At 53.1% G+C, this 18,332-nt stretch carries 13 protein-coding genes and 1 pseudogene; 8 read left to right on the forward strand and 6 right to left on the reverse strand.

Annotated elements, in window-relative coordinates; genetic code table 11:
* The first annotated feature begins 170 nt into the window (after window positions 1–170).
* Window positions 171–2,126: a glycoside hydrolase family 127 protein gene (locus tag NAZ64_RS10485; RefSeq protein ID WP_220569561.1), complete on the forward strand. Its 1,956-nt coding sequence runs from the start codon at window positions 171–173 to the stop codon at window positions 2,124–2,126.
* Window positions 2,127–2,635: 509 nt separating this feature from the next.
* Here NAZ64_RS10485 and aldB read toward each other — a convergent pair.
* Window positions 2,636–4,174 carry an aldehyde dehydrogenase AldB gene (gene aldB / locus NAZ64_RS10490; protein WP_000183988.1) on the reverse strand — a complete coding sequence of 513 codons (1,539 nt, stop codon included), beginning with the start codon at window positions 4,172–4,174 and terminating at the stop codon, window positions 2,636–2,638.
* A gap of 168 nt (window positions 4,175–4,342) precedes the next feature.
* Between aldB and NAZ64_RS10495 the strand changes: the two genes are divergently transcribed.
* Entirely contained in the window at window positions 4,343–5,224 is an 882-nt protein-coding gene (locus NAZ64_RS10495; protein WP_001188271.1) for an ROK family protein, read from the forward strand.
* A gap of 71 nt (window positions 5,225–5,295) precedes the next feature.
* Here the strand turns inward: NAZ64_RS10495 and yiaY are convergent, their stop codons facing one another.
* The 4 genes from yiaY to NAZ64_RS10515 form a co-directional block, all read right to left on the reverse strand.
* A complete protein-coding gene (yiaY, locus tag NAZ64_RS10500; protein WP_061377055.1) occupies window positions 5,296–6,447 on the reverse strand; it encodes an L-threonine dehydrogenase in 1,152 nt (383 codons plus the stop codon).
* Window positions 6,448–6,632: 185 nt separating this feature from the next.
* On the reverse strand, window positions 6,633–8,483 hold the full coding sequence (gene selB / locus NAZ64_RS10505) for a selenocysteine-specific translation elongation factor (RefSeq protein ID WP_000582384.1): 1,851 nt from the start codon (window positions 8,481–8,483) through the stop codon (window positions 6,633–6,635).
* A complete protein-coding gene (gene selA / locus NAZ64_RS10510; RefSeq protein ID WP_220569560.1) occupies window positions 8,480–9,871 on the reverse strand; it encodes an L-seryl-tRNA(Sec) selenium transferase in 1,392 nt (463 codons plus the stop codon). The genes selB and selA overlap by 4 nt, the downstream gene beginning before the upstream one ends.
* A gap of 98 nt (window positions 9,872–9,969) precedes the next feature.
* Window positions 9,970–10,578: a glutathione S-transferase gene (locus tag NAZ64_RS10515; RefSeq protein WP_000766681.1), complete on the reverse strand. Its 609-nt coding sequence runs from the start codon at window positions 10,576–10,578 to the stop codon at window positions 9,970–9,972.
* Window positions 10,579–11,053: 475 nt separating this feature from the next.
* Here NAZ64_RS10515 and mtlA point away from each other — a divergent pair, with 475 nt between their 5' ends.
* The 3 genes from mtlA (at window position 11,054) to mtlR (ending at window position 14,937) form a co-directional block, all read left to right on the forward strand.
* Entirely contained in the window at window positions 11,054–12,970 is a 1,917-nt protein-coding gene (gene mtlA, locus NAZ64_RS10520; protein ID WP_220569559.1) for a PTS mannitol transporter subunit IICBA, read from the forward strand.
* A 231-nt stretch (window positions 12,971–13,201) separates the two neighbouring features.
* Window positions 13,202–14,350 (forward strand): mannitol-1-phosphate 5-dehydrogenase, encoded by a 1,149-nt coding sequence (gene mtlD, locus NAZ64_RS10525; protein WP_076727390.1) that lies wholly within the window; start codon window positions 13,202–13,204, stop codon window positions 14,348–14,350.
* Entirely contained in the window at window positions 14,347–14,937 is a 591-nt protein-coding gene (gene mtlR / locus NAZ64_RS10530) for a mannitol operon repressor MtlR (RefSeq protein ID WP_000193201.1), read from the forward strand. Before mtlD ends, mtlR begins: the two co-directional genes overlap by 4 nt.
* Window positions 14,938–14,946: 9 nt before the next feature.
* Here mtlR and NAZ64_RS10535 read toward each other — a convergent pair whose 3' ends face one another.
* A complete protein-coding gene (locus NAZ64_RS10535; protein ID WP_001062558.1) occupies window positions 14,947–15,156 on the reverse strand; it encodes a hypothetical protein in 210 nt (69 codons plus the stop codon).
* Between the two features lie 290 nt (window positions 15,157–15,446).
* On the opposite strand from NAZ64_RS10535, the gene NAZ64_RS10540 reads away from it, so the two are divergent.
* From NAZ64_RS10540 to sadA, 3 genes and pseudogenes are all read left to right on the forward strand, one after another.
* Entirely contained in the window at window positions 15,447–15,809 is a 363-nt protein-coding gene (locus tag NAZ64_RS10540) for a YibL family ribosome-associated protein (RefSeq protein ID WP_000665687.1), read from the forward strand.
* A 495-nt stretch (window positions 15,810–16,304) separates the two neighbouring features.
* Complete coding sequence (locus NAZ64_RS10545; RefSeq protein WP_483640929.1) at window positions 16,305–16,946, forward strand: SadB/YajI family lipoprotein; 642 nt, start codon at window positions 16,305–16,307, stop codon at window positions 16,944–16,946.
* A 43-nt stretch (window positions 16,947–16,989) separates the two neighbouring features.
* A pseudogene (sadA, locus tag NAZ64_RS10550) lies at window positions 16,990–18,332 on the forward strand (trimeric autotransporter adhesin SadA); the annotation flags it as partial.

The raw sequence follows: 18,332 nt of genomic DNA on the forward strand, positions 1-18,332 counted from the left end.
TTTTAAATACGGGTCGGAATCGTCATCTTTTTTTACTCTTTTATCGCCTTGTCGCTCACCGCTATCCGGGCAAAATGAATCAGGTCATAACGCGAAAATAAAAATTACTGCCATAAAATACCCCGTCAGCGAGGAATATCTATGACCTCTACAGCCTTAAGGAGCACGAAATGAACGTACTGGAAGTCGATCTGCATAAACTGACGGTCAGCGATCCGTTCCTCGGACAGTATCAACAACTGGTTCGCGATGTGGTTATTCCTTACCAGTGGGATGCGTTAAACGATCGTATTCCAGAGGCTGAACCCAGCCATGCCATTGAAAATTTCCGCATTGCCGCAGGCCAGCAGACGGGCGACTTTTACGGCATGGTCTTTCAGGACAGCGACGTGGCGAAATGGCTGGAAGCGGTTGCCTGGTCACTGTGCCAGAAACCCGATCCCGCGCTTGAGAAAACCGCCGATGAGGTGATTGAACTGGTGGCCGCCGCGCAGTGTGACGATGGCTATCTCAATACGTACTTTACGGCAAAAGCCCCGCAAGAACGCTGGAGCAACCTGGCGGAGTGCCACGAGCTTTATTGCGCCGGGCACCTGATTGAAGCGGGCGTCGCCTTCTTTCAGGCCACCGGCAAGCGTCGGCTGCTAGACGTCGTTTGTCGCCTGGCCGATCATATCGACAGCACTTTCGGCCCTGGCGAAAATCAGCTGCACGGCTATCCGGGCCACCCGGAAATTGAGCTGGCGCTGATGCGTCTGTATGAGGTAACAGAGCAGCCGCGCTATATGATGCTGGCAAGCTACTTTATCGGACAGCGCGGCACCCAACCGCACTTCTACGACGAAGAGTACGAAAAACGCGGCCAAACCTCTTACTGGCATACCTACGGCCCGGCGTGGATGGTCAAAGACAAAGCCTACAGCCAGGCGCATCTGCCAATTTCACAGCAGCAGACGGCCATTGGCCACGCGGTACGTTTTGTCTATCTGATGACTGGCGTGGCGCATCTCGCTCGCCTGAGCAACGATGAAGGCAAACGCCAGGACTGCCTGCGCCTGTGGAAAAATATGGCGCAGCGTCAGCTGTATATCACCGGCGGGATTGGCTCGCAGAGCAGCGGCGAAGCCTTTAGCAGCGATTACGATTTACCGAATGATTCGGTCTATGCGGAAAGCTGCGCTTCAATCGGCCTGATGATGTTCGCCCGCCGGATGCTGGAAATGGAAGCCGATAGCCAGTACGCCGACGTGATGGAGCGCGCGCTGTACAACACCGTCCTCGGCGGTATGGCGCTCGACGGCAAGCATTTCTTCTACGTCAACCCGCTGGAAGTGCATCCAAAATCGTTAAAATTCAACCATATTTACGATCACGTTAAGCCCATTCGCCAGCGCTGGTTTGGCTGCGCCTGCTGCCCGCCGAACATCGCCCGCGTGCTCACCTCCCTTGGTCACTACATCTACACGCCGCGTGCGGATGCGCTGTACATCAATATGTACGTGGGTAACAGCATGGAAATACCGGTTGAAAATGGCGCGCTCAAACTGCGGATTGGCGGGAACTACCCGTGGCATGAGCAGGTGAAGATCGCCATCGACTCTGTGCAGCCGGTACGTCACACGCTGGCGCTACGTCTGCCGGACTGGTGCCCTGAGGCAAAAGTGACGCTCAACGGGCTGGAAGTGGAGCAGGATATTCGCAAAGGTTATCTGCATATCCGTCGAACCTGGCAGGAGGGCGATACGATAACCCTGACGCTGCCGATGCCGGTTCGCCGCGTGTATGGCAATCCGCTGGCGCGTCACGTCGCCGGTAAGGTCGCCATTCAGCGCGGGCCGTTGGTCTATTGCCTTGAGCAGGCCGATAACGGCGAAGAACTGCATAATCTGTGGCTACCGAAAGAGAGTGAATTCCGGGTCTTTGAGGGCAAAGGGCTTTTTGCGCATAAGATGCTGATTCAGGCTGAAGGCGAGAAGCAAAGTGCCCCAGATGCGCAGCATCAGGCGTTGTGGCACTACGATAACGCGCCGTCATCGCGCCAGCCGCAGACGCTAACGTTCATTCCGTGGTTTAGCTGGGCCAACCGTGGCGAGGGCGAAATGCGGATTTGGGTCAACGAGCGGTAATACTGTGCCGGATGGCGGCTGCGCCTTATCCGGCCTACAAGATTTGCAATATCAGTATATTGCGATGAATTTTTGTAGGCCTGATAAGCGAAGCGCCATCAGACATTACCACCAGGCTAATATCAACGCGGTAGGCCCGATAAGCGAAGTGCCATCGGGCATTACCACCAAGCTAATATCAACGCGGTAGGCCCGATAAGCGAAGCGCCATCGGGCATTACCGTCAGGCTGATATCAATGCGGTAGGCCCGATAAGCGCAGCGCCATCGGGCATTACCACCAGGCTGATATCAATGCGGTAGGCCCGATAAGCGAAGCGCCATCGGGCATTACCACCAGGCTGATATCAATGCGGTAGGCCCGATAAGCGCAGCGCCATCGGGCATTACCACCAGGCTGATATCAATGCGGTAGGCCCGATAAGCGAAGCGCCATCGGGCATTACCACCAGGCTGATATCAATGCGGTAGGCCCGATAAGCGCAGCGCCATCGGGCATTACCTCTTGCGTCAGAACAGCCCCAGCGGCTTATCGGAATAGCTCACCAGCAGACACTTGGTTTGCTGGTAGTGTTCCAGCATCATCTTATGCGTTTCGCGCCCGATGCCAGACTGCTTATAGCCGCCAAACGCCGCGTGTGCCGGATAGGCGTGATAGCAGTTGGTCCATACGCGCCCGGCCTGAATGCCGCGCCCCATCTTATAGGCCAGATTGCCGTTGCGGCTCCAGACGCCGGCGCCGAGGCCATACTGCGTATCGTTAGCGATTTCCAGCGCCTCCTCCATGGTTTTAAAGGTGGTTACCGCCAGCACCGGGCCAAAGATCTCCTCCTGAAAGACGCGCATATTATTCTTACCAAACAGAATGGTAGGCTCAAGGTAATAGCCCTCTTTAAGTTCGCCATCCAGCTCCTTGCGTCGCCCACCGGTCAGAATATCGGCCCCCTCTTTTTTACCGATATCGATATAATTGAGGATAGTCTCAAGCTGGCCGTGGGAGACCTGCGCCCCCATCTGTGTACCGCTATCTAGCGGGTTCCCGCTGCGAATGCTCTCTACCCGGCGAATAGCGCGCTCCATAAAGCGCTCATAGATGGACTCCTGGACCAGCGCACGGCTTGGACAGGTACACACCTCGCCCTGGTTAAAGGCAAACAGGGCAAATCCCTCCAGCGCTTTATCAAAGAACGCATCTTCCTCATCCATCACGTCGGCGAAGAAGATATTGGGCGACTTGCCGCCTAACTCCAGCGTCACTGGAATAATATTCTGCGTGGCGTACTGCATGATCTGTTGACCCACTTCCGTCGAACCGGTAAACGCCACCTTCGCGATACGTTTCGAGGTCGCCAGATATTCGCCGATCTCGCCGCCCGCGCCGTTCACGACGTTGACGACGCCCGGCGGTAACAGATCGCCAATGACTTCCATTAACAGCAGAACGGAAAGCGGCGTCAGGCGTGCCGGTTTAAGCACCACGCAGTTACCCGCCGCCAGCGCTGGCGCCATTTTCCAGCTTGCCATCAACAACGGAAAGTTCCACGGGATTATCTGCCCCACGACGCCAAGCGGTTCGTGAAAATGGTAGGCCACGGTTTCGCTATCAACTTCGCTGATCCCGCCCTCCTGCGCACGTATACAGGAGGCGAAATAGCGGAAATGATCGATCGCCAGCGGTACGTCGGCGGCGCTGGTTTCACGAATCGGTTTACCGTTATCCCAGGTTTCCGCTGTCGCCAACAGTTCGAGGTTTTGTTCCATCCGATCGGCGATCTTAAACAAGATAGCGGCACGGTCTTGTACTGACGTATGCGCCCACTTATCTTTCGCCTTATGCGCGGCGTCGAGCGCTAAATCGATATCTTTTTTACCGGAGGAAGCGACTTCACATAGCGGCTGGCCGGTCACTGGCGTCAGGTTTTGATAATATTCGCCGTCGGCGGGCGCAACCCAGTCACCGCCAATAAAATTGTCATAGCGGGCTTTTAACTTCAGTGGGTACCCGTATTCACCTGGCTGAATACGTGTTGAAGGGGGATTGTTCGTCATGACCAACTCCTTATTGTAAAGGTACTCCACAAGGGTAGACGGTACTGGTGAATTTTTCGCCAATGGTTTTCCGCTTTACGACAGCAATCACGAATTACTTTCCTTTACGTTTCTCCGTCTGGTTTTAGCCATACTAAACAGGTGCCTGTTTAACGTACGGAGAACACTATGCAGCAATATATCGGTATTGATGTGGGAGGAACTCACGTCAAATATGGCGTGATTAACAGTGACGGCGAAGAATTAACCCATCATCAATTCGATACGCCAGAGGACGCCTCCACGTTTACCCGCAAATGGCAGGATGTGGTGGCGCGTTGCCAACAGGACTATGACATTGCGGCAATCGGGGTCAGTTTCCCCGGCCATATTAATCCCCATAACGGTCATGCGGCAAAAGCGGGCGCGCTGGCTTATCTGGATGACGTCAACCTGATGGAGTTGTTCAGCGGGCTGACCGATCTGCCGCTGGTCGTGGAGAACGACGCGAACTGCGCGGCGCTGGGCGAAATGTGGCGAGGCGCCGGGCAGCATTATGACAATCTGGTCTGTATCACCATTGGAACAGGCATTGGTGGCGGTATTATCGTCGGACGAGAACTGTATCGCGGCGCACATTTCCATGCCGGTGAATTCGGCGTCATGCCGGTCGGGAATAATGGCGAAAGTATGCACAAAATCGCGTCAACCAGCGGATTAATGGCGTCGTGCCGCCAGGCGCTGGCGCTGCCTGCCGAAGAGATGCCGCCTGCGGATGTGATCTTCGAACGAATGGCGACCGATGTTCATCTGCGTGAGGCGGTCAATGACTGGGCGCGTTATCTGTCACGCGGCGTTTACAGCGTAATCTCTATGTTTGATCCGGGCGTGGTGCTGATCGGCGGAGGAATAAGCGAACAGGAAAAGCTCTACCCGCTCCTGACGCGGCATCTTGAAACGTTTGAAATGTGGGAGGCGCTCCAGGTGCCGATTCAGCCCTGCCAACTGGGAAATCAGGCGGGCAGGCTGGGCGCCGTCTGGCTGGCGCAGCAAAAGCTCGATCGAAGCTAACGTGTTACGCCTTATCCGGCCTGCATCGTCTACGCAGGCCCGGTAAGCGTCCGCGCCACCGGGCAAAGGCGTTACATCGCCGCGCGATAAATTTCCACAATCTCGTCGTGAGTCGCCTGAATCGGGTTCGTCAGACCACAGGCATCTTTAAGAGCATTAGTCGCCAAAACCGGGATATCTTCTTCCTTCACGTTTAGCTCGCGCAGTCCCGCCGGAATGTTGACTTTCTGCGACAGTTGGCGAATGGCCGCCACACACGCCTGCGCGCCTTCCGCCTCGCTCATACCTGATACATCGACGCCCATCGCCGCAGCGCAATCACGCAGGCGAGCCGCCGCTACCTGGCTGTTGAATACCTGCACATGCGGCAGCAGAACCGCGTTACATACGCCGTGCGGTAGGTTGTAGAAACCGCCAAGTTGATGCGCCATAGCATGAACGTAGCCCAGCGACGCATTGTTAAACGCCATTCCCGCCAGGAACTGAGCATAAGCCATCGCTTCACGCGCCTGGACATTGCTCCCCTCTTCAACCGCAACAACCAGATTTTCCGCAATCATCGTTACCGCTTTCAGCGCGCAGGCATCGGTAATAGGCGTTGCCGCAACGGAAACATAAGCTTCAATCGCGTGGGTTAACGCATCCATACCGGTTGCCGCCGTCAGGGATTTCGGCATACCAACCATTAAAGAGGAGTCGTTGACAGAGAGCAGCGGCGTAACGTGTTTATCGACGATAGCCATTTTAATATGACGTTCTTCGTCGGTGATGATACAAAAACGGGTCATTTCAGACGCGGTGCCGGCGGTCGTATTAATCGCAATCATCGGCAACTGCGGTTTCGCGGAGCGGTCAACGCCTTCATAGTCACGAATATCGCCGCCATTCGCCGCCACCAGAGCGATACCTTTCGCACAGTCGTGCGGGGAACCGCCGCCCAGCGAGATAACGCTGTCGCAGCCATTTTCTTTCAGAAGCTTCAACCCAGCTGCCACATTGCTGGTGGTAGGGTTAGGCTGCGTACCATCATAAATCACGCTAAAAATATCACGTTCCTGTAGCGCTTTTTGAATATCACCCGCCATCCCTAATTTTGTCAGCATAGCATCCGTAACAATTAATGTACGGCGAAAACCATATTCCGCCATCGTATTCATTGCGTTCTTTAATGAATCGGCACCAATTACATTCACGGAAGGAATAAAAAACGTTGAAGCTGCCATTATACTGTCCTTAATTACCAGAATAAGGTGCGAAGAATACGGGTGAAATTATCCTAATAATATGATCACGATGACTATTTTAAGAAGTCAGAAAAATAAAAAGCACATTAGGTTAATTTCCTGATGTGCTTTTATAAATCAACTCAATAATTGTATTGATTCATTTCTGATTTAATTTAACCATTTCATTCTTTTTGCGGAAATAATAACGCATCACGTAATAAATGATCATTCCCACGACGTCGTGTAAATCCAATCCGGTCAAAATATTCAAGGATCTGAATGGCCAGTTTCCGCCCTACATTCAGCCTGTCGCGAAAATCCGCCGCACACGTTGATCCTCTCTCTTGATCCAGCTCGCGGATCATATTGGCGAAAGCGACAATCCGATCGTTACGATAGTACCGATCTTTTACGATCGCGGTAATGATGCCTTGCTGTGCCGCCTGCCGCAGCACCAGCCGCATCAATTGTTCCTCCGTTCCGGTCTCTTTCGCCAGATCGCGTACCCACCAGGGCTCATCGCCAAATAGCGGTTCGACTTTTTGCCAGACGGCCTGCTGCTCATCGCTAAATCCCGCTTTATGATCCGGCAGATGCAACCAACCGTGATGGCTATGAATCAGGCCGTCATCGCGCATCCGCTCGATCAGCATCAGGACCAGCGCTTCATCTTCCATTGGCAGGGCCATGCGGCGTAAACGCTCGCGTCCCGGCCCCGGTTCATCGCGGTGCTGTTCGTGGTAGGTCGCCAGCGTATCAAGAATCTTACGCTGCCAGCGGGCGGCGACGGGCGCACTTAACAGATTGTCTCCGGCCTGGATAAAACCATGTTGCTCAATAAGCTGACGCATACCGAGAGGATTAAGCTGACGCGCCCAACCGAAATCCGGCAGGTTGACGGCGCCGCGTTCCAGATGAATGGCCAACGCCGCGCTATCGTCCTGCGCGTCGGCAAGCGTTGAAAGCCAGTGCAAATAATCTGGTTTACGTTTACCGCGACGCGGCGCCTTAAGCGTCACCACGCGTGCGCCGGCAAGGGTGGCACGTGCGGAAATATCACGCAGCACCAGTCTGTCATTATCGGCCAGCCACAACGGCGTATCGAAGATCAGCTCGGCCAGCCCGCCTTCCAGCAAAGAGACGCGACCGGTCACATGGCTGGCGGCATGGTGAATATGTAGCGGCTGCCATTGGGAAAGCGGCGCATGAAGCGCCAGAGAAACGATCACCCGGGAAAAAGCTTCCCCCACCGGCGCATCGGAAAGCAGCCAGTCGCCGCGGTTAAGCTGTTCCTTCTCCGCATCGCCCGCAATATTGAGAGCAATACGTTGCCCGGCGTGCGCATGGTCGGTAGGCTGATTTTGTGCGTGCAGGCTACGCACCCGCATCGGTTTATTTACTCCGGTTAACCACAGCGTATCACCTACCTTCACCTCTCCGCTCAGCGCCGTTCCGGTCACCACCAGTCCCGCCCCTTTCACCGTAAACGCACGGTCGATAGCCAGACGGAAGCGATGCTGCGCGGCGTGCAAACGTGCAGGAAGCTGCTGTAAATGAGCGCGAAGTTCTGCAATACCGCGTCCTTCATTGGCAGCGGTGACAAATAAAACGGTATCGGCGAAGCCATAGTTGTCGAGCGCCGCCAGTACCTCTTCTCGTACTTCACCGATACGCGCCTCGTCCACGCGATCGGCTTTGGTCAGCGCGACGGTGAGCTGGAGATTGCCCGTCAGTTGCAGGATCTGTAAATGCTCGCGCGTTTGCGCCATAACGCCGTCATCACAGGCGACCACCAGCAAAGCGTGATCGATACCGCCTACGCCCGCCAGCATGTTAGAGAGGAATTTTTCATGCCCAGGCACATCGATAAAGCCCAGCACACGACCATCCGGCTGCGGCCAATAGGCGTAGCCCAGATCGATAGTCATCCCGCGTTTTTTCTCTTCCGGCAGGCGATCGGCATTGACTCCGGTAATCGCCTGGAGCAACGTCGTTTTACCGTGGTCTACGTGTCCGGCAGTTGCAATAATCATTTCAGCATCATCTCCATAAACCGGCTTTCGTCTTCAAGACAGCGCATATCCAGCCATAAACGGCCATCATAAATTCGGCCAATGACCGGTACAGGCAGCGTGCGCCAGCGAGCCGCCAGCGCCTCCAGCCGACTACCGCGCCCGTCGTGCGGGGTAAATGTCATGGCGGCGCTGGGGAGGCGGTCTACCGGTAATGAACCGCTGCCGATTTGCGACAGGCAGGGTTTAACCTCCAGCGCAAATTCATCGCCGTAACGTGCCACCAGCCGCGCCTGTAACCGCTGCGCTTGTTCGCGAATCGACGCTTCACTGCGGGTTAACAGACGCAGGGTGGGTAATTTCTCCGCCAACGCTTCCGGGTGCAGATACAGACGTAACGTTGCCTCCAGCGCCGCCAGCGTCATTTTATCCGCGCGCAGAGCGCGTTTCAGCGGATGGCTTTGCAGTTGGGCAATCATCGCTTTTTTGCCGACGATGATCCCGGCCTGCGGCCCGCCCAGCAACTTATCGCCGGAGAAGCTTACCAGGCTGACGCCTGCGGCAATGAGCTGCTGCGGCATCGGCTCTTTGGGTAAGCCATATTGACTTAAATCCACCAGTGAACCGCTGCCCAGATCCGCCACCAACGGAATATCCAGCTCTCGCCCGATTTCCGCCAGTTCCGCTTCCTCTACCGTTTTGGTAAAGCCCTCAATGCTGTAATTACTGGTATGCACCTTCATCAACAGCCCGGTATTTTCATTTACCGCCTGACGGTAATCTTTCGCGTGCGTCCGGTTGGTGGTGCCCACTTCATGCAGCGTACAGCCCGCCTGACGCATAACATCCGGAATACGAAACGCGCCGCCGATTTCGACCAGCTCGCCACGCGAAACCACCACCTCTTTGCCGCTGGCGGTCGCCGCCAGCATCAGCAATACCGCCCCCGCATTGTTATTGACGATACAGGCGTCCTCCGCCCCGGTGATACGGCATAACAGCGTCGCCAGCGCCCGGTCGCGATGCCCCCGCCCGGCGCCATCCAAATCGTATTCCAGCGTCACCGGCGCGCGCATCGCCTGCGTTACCGCCTCAATCGCTTCTTGCGCCTGCAATGCGCGGCCAAGGTTGGTGTGCAGCACCGTCCCCGTCAGGTTAATCACCGGGCGCAGCGCGCTTTGCGCCGCATTTTCCAGCCGGAGTTTCGCCTCTTGCGCCCAGTCTGCGTACCAGTCGGGAAGTGTTTGCGTATTCCGGATGACGTCGCGCGCGTCGTCAAGCATCCGCCTAAGCAGATCAACCACCTGGGTATGGCCATACCGATCGCGCAGAGAAAGAAAAGCGCTATCGTGCAATAAGCGATCGATAGCAGGAAGCTGGCTGTAGAGTGTACGCGTTTCGCTTGTCATGAAAATGCCTGGCTGTTGGTGGCCCTCTCCTGGCGGGAGAGGGATATCGACATAAGGGGGATTGTAACGTGAGTTTGCTCAGGCGGACATAATGCGCGTCAAGCCTTTGGCGCTTCGGTGCGGGCAAAGCTTTCGCGTTGAAAAAGCGTTTCGACCAGTTTGACCAGGTGGGGGCGGCTAACACACCAGCCGGGCGCGACCCGGCGGAAGTTGAGATAGCCTACCGCACAGGCAATCGCGATAGTCGCCAGATTGACCGTATCCGTTTTTAGCGTCCCGTCGCTCAGATAACTTTCGAGCATATCCAGGCTGCGGTTGATTTTTTCCCGCTGGCGCAGCAGTTCCGTTTCCGATTGTTGCGCCGCCGGACGCGCCTGTTCGCGTACAGAAACCAACGCTGCATCCATAATGCCGTCAGCCAACGCTTCAAGCTGGCGAACTTTAAGCGCTGCCATCGGGTCACGCGGGAGCATCGCTGGCGCGATATCCAGCAACTCAATATATTCCGCGATGATCGGCGAATCGAACCAGTACTCGCCTTTCTCCGTCACCAGCGCTGGCACCTTACCCAGAGGGTTGTATTGCGCCACGCCGTTATCCGCCTCGTAGGGTAGTTCATTAATAAATTCGAAGGTAATGCCTTTTTCGAGCAGCAGAACAGAGATTTTGCGCACAAAAGGGCTGGTGTAGCTACCGATGAGTTTCATGCCGTGTCCTTTTTGCCAACCAGTAAAAATCATAGTATGGCTCAAATAAGACGAAAGGAGACGCAAAAGGAGGTTGCTGAATGACATAACGTGAGTGAGCTCGCGACAAAATGTTTGCCGGATCGTATTGGCGTTACCCGGGCTTAAAATTTCTTGTGAAGAGGATCACAAAAATTCAACAAAGCACCAAAATAAAAATGTGAAATATCTCACATAACATGGTCTTTTAAGGGCTAAAAATTAGATTCGTTGTTTTTTTACACAGCCACTTTGTGATCAATATCACATCAATTACCTCTCTACCCCCTATATTAATGTGACACAAATCACATAAATTGTCCCTGTCTGGACAGTTGAACGATTCAGTGCCAGATTGCGCAGTATCTACACTACAGGGTCCGGCTACCTCTGCCGCTACATTAACAAACCTCGGGCTTTCAGCCTGCGCGACAGCAACATAAGAAGGGGTGTTTTTATGTCATCCGATATTAAGATCAAAGTGCAAAGCTTTGGTCGATTCCTCAGCAATATGGTGATGCCTAATATCGGCGCGTTTATCGCGTGGGGTATTATCACCGCATTATTTATTCCAACAGGGTGGTTGCCTAACGAAACGCTGGCGAAACTGGTTGGTCCGATGATCACCTACCTGCTGCCGCTGCTCATCGGTTATACCGGCGGTCGTCTGGTTGGCGGCGAACGCGGCGGCGTAGTGGGCGCTATCACTACCATGGGCGTTATTGTCGGCGCGGATATGCCGATGTTCCTCGGCTCAATGATCGCCGGTCCATTAGGCGGCTACTGCATTAAGAAATTCGACAGTTGGGTAGACGGTAAGATCAAATCCGGTTTTGAGATGCTGGTGAACAACTTCTCCGCTGGCATCATCGGTATGATCCTCGCCATCCTGGCGTTCCTCGGTATTGGTCCGGCGGTTGAAGTCCTGTCCAAAATTCTGGCGGCGGGCGTTAACTTCATGGTGGCGCACGATATGCTGCCGCTGGCGTCCATTTTTGTTGAACCGGCGAAAATCCTGTTCCTCAACAACGCCATCAACCACGGTATCTTCTCGCCGCTGGGTATTCAGCAGTCTCATGAGATGGGTAAATCCATCTTCTTCCTGATTGAAGCTAACCCGGGTCCAGGGATGGGCGTCCTGCTGGCGTACATGTTCTTCGGTCGCGGCAGCGCTAAACAGTCTGCGGGCGGCGCGGCAATTATCCACTTCCTGGGCGGTATCCATGAGATCTACTTCCCGTACGTGCTGATGAACCCACGCCTGATTCTGGCGGTGATTCTCGGCGGTATGACCGGCGTATTCACCCTGACCATCCTGAACGGCGGTTTGGTCTCTCCGGCATCTCCAGGTTCCATTCTGGCGGTACTGGCGATGACGCCAAAAGGCGCTTACTTCGCTAACATCGCTGCCATCGTGGCGGCAATGGCGGTCTCCTTCGTGGTGTCTGCAATTCTGCTGAAAACCAGCAAAGTGAAAGAAGAAGATGACATTGAAGCGGCCACCCGTCGTATGCAGGACATGAAAGCGGAATCTAAAGGCGCCTCTCCGCTGGCGGCTGGCGACGTGACTAACGACCTGAGCCATGTGCGTAAAATCATCGTGGCTTGCGATGCCGGTATGGGTTCCAGCGCGATGGGCGCAGGGGTACTGCGTAAGAAAGTACAGGATGCGGGCCTGAGCCAGATCTCCGTCACCAACAGCGCCATTAACAATCTGCCGCCGGATGTGGATCTGGTCATTACTCACCGCGACCTGACCGAGCGCGCAATGCGTCAGGTACCGCAGGCGCAGCATATTTCGCTGACCAACTTCCTGGATAGCGGCCTGTACACCAGCCTGACCGAACGTCTGGTTGCCGCACAGCGCCACAATACTAATGAAGAGAAAGTACGCGACCATCTGAAAGACAGCTTTGAGGAGGGTGATAACAACCTGTTCAAACTGGGTGCGGAGAATATCTTCCTCGGACGTAAAGCGGCCACGAAAGAAGAGGCGATTCGCTTTGCCGGTGAACAGCTGGTGAAAGGCGGCTATGTTGAGCCGGAATACGTCGAGGCGATGCTGGACCGCGAAAAGCTGACGCCGACTTACCTCGGTGAATCCATCGCAGTACCGCACGGTACAGTAGAAGCGAAAGATCGCGTGCTGAAAACCGGCGTGGTGTTCTGCCAGTATCCGGAAGGCGTACGCTTCGGTGAAGAAGAAGACGATATTGCCCGTCTGGTTATTGGTATCGCCGCACGTAACAATGAGCACATCCAGGTCATCACCAGCCTGACTAACGCGCTGGATGATGAATCCGTGATCGAACGTCTGGCGCACACCACCAGCGTGGATGAAGTGCTGGAACTGCTGGCAGGTAAAAAAGCTTAACAGTTAAGTATCCCCAAAATAGTTCGAGCTGCAGGAAGGGCGGCAACGCAGTGAATCCCCAGGAGCGTACATAAGTACGTGACTGGGGTGAGCGAGGAGAGCCAACGCATCTGCAGTTCGAAATATGAAGGCGATATCCTCTCCCTTGTGGAGAGGGTTAGGTTGAGGGGAAATCTATGCAGTCCCTCACCCCAGCCCTCTCGGGTAAAAACATTAATGAAGGTTAATACTATGAAAGCATTACATTTTGGCGCAGGTAATATCGGTCGTGGCTTTATAGGCAAACTGCTGGCTGACGCGGGGATACAACTGACGTTTGCGGATGTAAATCAGGTCGTACTCGATGCCCTGAATGCCCGTCATAGCTATCAGGTTCATGTTGTGGGTGAAAATGAGCAGGTTGATACCGTTTCCGGCGTCAACGCTGTCAGCAGCATCGGCGATGATGTTGTCGACCTGATTGCCCACGTTGATTTAATCACTACTGCCGTGGGTCCGGTTGTGCTTGAGCGTATCGCTCCGGCCATCGCTAAAGGGCTGGTAAAACGTAAGGCGCAGGGCGTGGATGCCCCGCTGAATATCATCGCCTGTGAAAATATGGTGCGCGGCACCACACAGCTCAAAGGTCATGTGATGAACGCGCTGGCGGATGGCGATAAAGCCTGGGTTGAACAGCACGTCGGTTTTGTGGATTCCGCCGTTGACCGTATTGTGCCGCCATCTGCTTCTGCAACCAACGATCCGCTGGAAGTGACGGTAGAAACCTTCAGCGAGTGGATCGTCGATAAAACCCAGTTCAAAGGCGCGTTGCCGACCATTCCGGGGATGGAGTTAACGGATAACCTGATGGCATTTGTCGAACGTAAACTCTTCACGCTGAACACAGGTCATGCTATAACCGCGTACCTCGGCAAATTAGCCGGTCATCAAACCATTCGCGACGCCATTCTCGATGAGAGTATTCGCGCGGTGGTGAAAGGCGCGATGGAAGAAAGCGGCGCGGTGCTGATCAAACGCTACGGTTTTGATGCCGACAAACATGCGGCATACATTCAGAAAATCCTCGGTCGTTTTGAAAACCCGTATCTGAAAGATGATGTTGAGCGCGTTGGACGTCAGCCGCTACGCAAACTCAGCGCGGGCGACCGTCTGATCAAACCGCTGCTGGGCACCCTGGAATATGGTCTGCCGCATGTGAATCTGGTCAAAGGGATCGCGGCGGCGATGCATTTCCGCAGTGAAGAAGATCCGCAGGCACAGGAACTGGCCGCGCTGATTGACGAAAAAGGTCCACAGGCCGCTCTGGCGCAAATTTCCGGGCTGGATGCCAATAGCGATGTGGTGGCGGAGGCGGTTAACGCTTATAACGCGACCAAATGACGCAGAACCCGGCGCAGGTTAGCCTGCGCCCAAATAACAGATTGTCAGATATGCAGGCAATAATGGAACAAACCCAGGCCTTTGAAAATCGTGTGCTTGAGCGTCTGAATGCTGGCAAAACCGTACGGAGCTTCCTGATTACTGCCGTCGAGTTATTGACCGAGGCGGTGAATATTCTGGTGCTCCAGGTGTTTCGCAAAGACGACTATGCGGTGAAATACGCTGTGGAACCGTTGCTGGACGGCGACGGACCGCTGGGCGATCTTTCGGTACGTCTGAAACTTATCTATGGCCTGGGCGTACTCAGCCGCACCGAATATGAAGATGCGGAGCTGTTAATGGCGCTGCGCGAAGAGCTGAATCACGACGGCAATGAATACGCCTTTACCGACGATGAAATCCTCGGGCCGTTTGGCGAACTGCACTGCGTCATGGCGCTGCCGCCGCCGCCGCATTTTGATACGTCCGACGCGGCGCTCTACGCCATGCAAATTCAGCGCTACCAGCAGGCGGTGCGTTCGACGATGGTTCTCTCCCTGACCGAGCTGATTTCTAAAATCAGCTTAAAAAAGGCCTTTCAAAAGTAAATCCCGCCGTTAACCTCTTTCTTCTTCTTTTGGTCGGTACAGCCGCCGGTAATATTCCAGACGCTGCAAATAAATGGGCGCGCTCTCCGACGGCACTTCGGAAGGAACATAATCACGCGGCGGCGTTTTATTCAAGTATTCACGGAACGCCTGGCTGGACGCCATAAAATCGACGGCTTTATCAATAAGAAGTGGTACGTTCTCACCTATTTTTGCCATGATAGATCCTCCATGTGTGACCCGCGTCTGACTCCCGCGGTCGCTTATTTGAGTTTAGGATCACTTTAGCGTTGTCATTGAGGAAAATGTGCTTAATCGCTTTTCTTGCCGGCAAAAAAGGCGCTTCATCTTTTCTTTCGAAAAAAAGATTTTATTCTCAAAGAGATAACTAAATAATTAGCGGTGTAATACTTGCCATAATTGATTATCTTTACGTCATAAGTTGTGAAGAATCACTCACTGCGCGCATACTATAGGGTATCTATCCCATTTCTATCAGAAGCTATCCCATGAAAGAAGTTGAAAAAAACGAAATTAAACGCCTGAGCGATCGTCTTGACGCTATTCGCCACCAGCAGGCAGGTCTTTCTCTGGTTGAATCCGCCGATAAATACGCGGAGCTGGAAAAAGAAAAAGAGACGCTGGAAGCAGAAATTATCCGTCTGCGCGAAGTACACAGCCAGAAACTGAGTAAAGAAGCGCAGAAGCTGATGAACCTGCCGTTTCGCCGCGCGATCACTAAAAAAGAGCAGGCCGATATGGGCAAACTCAAAAAAAGCGTACGCGGCCTGATCGTGGTGCACCCGATGACGGCGCTGGGCCGGGAAATGGGGCTCAAAGAGATGACAGGCTTCGCGAAGAGCGAGTTCTAAACACTTCCGCATCACAGGCTCTCAAGGTACCTGTCGTTCGACGGGGCCTTGAGAGCATCGGGCTATATTCCGAATTTTTATCCAGACGTATTTACACCGCTTATATACGAGTTCATTTTTAACGGTAATCTCGATTTTTCAGGAATATAAATACCACTATCAGGCCTATTTGTATTTATACAATGAATTTTTTCATCGACTGTTCTCATGACCCGCAGAATATAATTGACCCACTAAATTAAATAACATTATTATCTACAAGGTAATGCATCTATACATAAATATCATGATTATATTTTTATAAGGTATTGCCATGGGTAATTGATAATGAATTTCGGGCATTTATACAAATTCATAGAGACAATGAATATTTTCGTTGTAATCATACATTAATTGATTATCGACAATGCCGTAACCCCGCAGAGCGGTGAGTTAGCTGTATAAATAATAGTTTAACTATTTATATCATATAAATTATAAACAAGGATATTTTATATGCACAAAAATGGAAAATTTATTCCCCTGCTTGTTTTGGGATTCACATTTTTTTTATCTGGTTGTGATTACTTCGCAGATAAGCACCTTGTTGAAGAACTGAAAAAACAACAAAAAGAACAAGAAGCAAAGATAAATTTGCTAGAAAAACAACAAGCTACAGTTATCAACACGACTCAAAAGGTCGCCGAAGTCGTTGGTCGCATTGAACGCAAACAACGGCTATTCGACTACACAGAACTGGATCCATCACAAACGCGCTATTTTATTATTAACAACGGCAATATCGGATTAGCCGGGCGTATTCTATCTATTGAGCCAATAGATGATGGAAGTGTTATTCATCTTGATTTAGTTAACTTACTCAGCATTCCCGTATCAAACCTTGCGTTTAATATGACATGGGGTACGAAAAAACCTTCCGAGGCAAAAGATCTGCCTCGCTGGAAACAACTCCTGCTTAACACGAAAATGGATTCGACAATCGAACTTTTACCGGGAACATGGACAAACGTCACGCTAACATTAAAAGGCGTATCGCCCAATAATCTTAAGTATCTAAAAATAGGTATTAACATGGAGAATGTCATATTCGACAGCATACAACCTATTAATGATACGAAAAAGAAGCCAAAAAAATAATAGCCATTGATACAACTATTTTAGAAAAGGAAAGCACTTATCCATGAACAGAATATTTAAAGTCCTCTGGAATGCCGCTACGGGAACATTTATTGTCACCAGCGAAACCGCAAAAAGCCGCGGCAAAAAAAGCGGCCGCAGAAAGCTGGCGGTTTCCGCACTCATCGGTCTTAGCAGTATTATGGCCTCTGCAGATGCGCTGGCCAACGCAGGAAACGATACTGGCGACGGCGTTACTCCAACGGGTACCCAGACTGGAGGAAAAGGGTGGATTGCAATTGGTACCGATGCCACAGCCAATACTTACACCAACGTTGATGGCGCAAGCGCCGCGATGGGTTATAAAGCCTCTGCGATGGGGAAATGGAGTACCGCCATTGGTTCATACAGCCAGTCCACCGGCGACTCTTCGCTAGCGCTTGGCGTAAAATCGACTTCAGCCGGTGACCGGGCTATTGCGATGGGAGCCTCATCATCCGCTGCTGGAAATTTTGCTATGGCAATGGGGGTTCTCTCCAGTGCCAGCGGAGAGAACTCCGTAGCACTGGGTTATAAATCTGTCGCGAGCGGAGCAACTTCCTCTGCATTAGGTTATCAAGCCACTGCGAGCGGCGACGGCAGCGCTGCATTTGGTAATGGCGCAAAAGCGATAGGCACCAACTCAGTTGCCCTTGGCTCGGGCTCTATCGCCCAGGAAGATAATTCCATCGCCGTGGGTAACAGCACCACTCAGCGGCAGATCACCTACGTTGCTAAAGGCGACATTAATGCCAACAGTACCGATGCCGTTACAGGTGCGCAAATTTACTCTTTAAGTCAATCCGTCGCCGACCGACTCGGCGGAGGGGCTTCCGTTAATAGTGATGGTACAGTGAATGCGCCCCTCTACGAGGTAGGCACAGGCATCTACAATAACGTAGGCAGTGCATTAAGCGCACTTAACACTTCTATCACTAACACAGGGGCCTCTGTCGCAGGATTAGCCGAAGACGCGCTGTTGTGGGATGGCAACACAAGCGCATTCAGCGCTAACCACAGCGGAAGCGACAGCAAGATTACCAATCTGGCGGCAGGCACCCTGGCCGCAGACAGCACCGACGCCGTTAACGGCTCACAGCTGTTTGATACGAATGCAAAAGTGGATCAGAACACCGCTGACATCACTACCAATACCGACAGCATTAACCAGAACACAACCGATATCGCCGCCAATACGGCCAGCATTAATCAGAACACCACTGATATCGCCACCAACACCACCAGTATCAACAGTCTGAGCAACTCCGTTACCACGCTCACCGACGATGCCCTGTTGTGGGATGGCAACACAAGCGCATTCAGCGCTAACCACAGCGGAAGCGACAGCAAGATTACCAATCTGGCGGC

This window comes from Salmonella sp. A1325 (assembly GCF_056991255.1).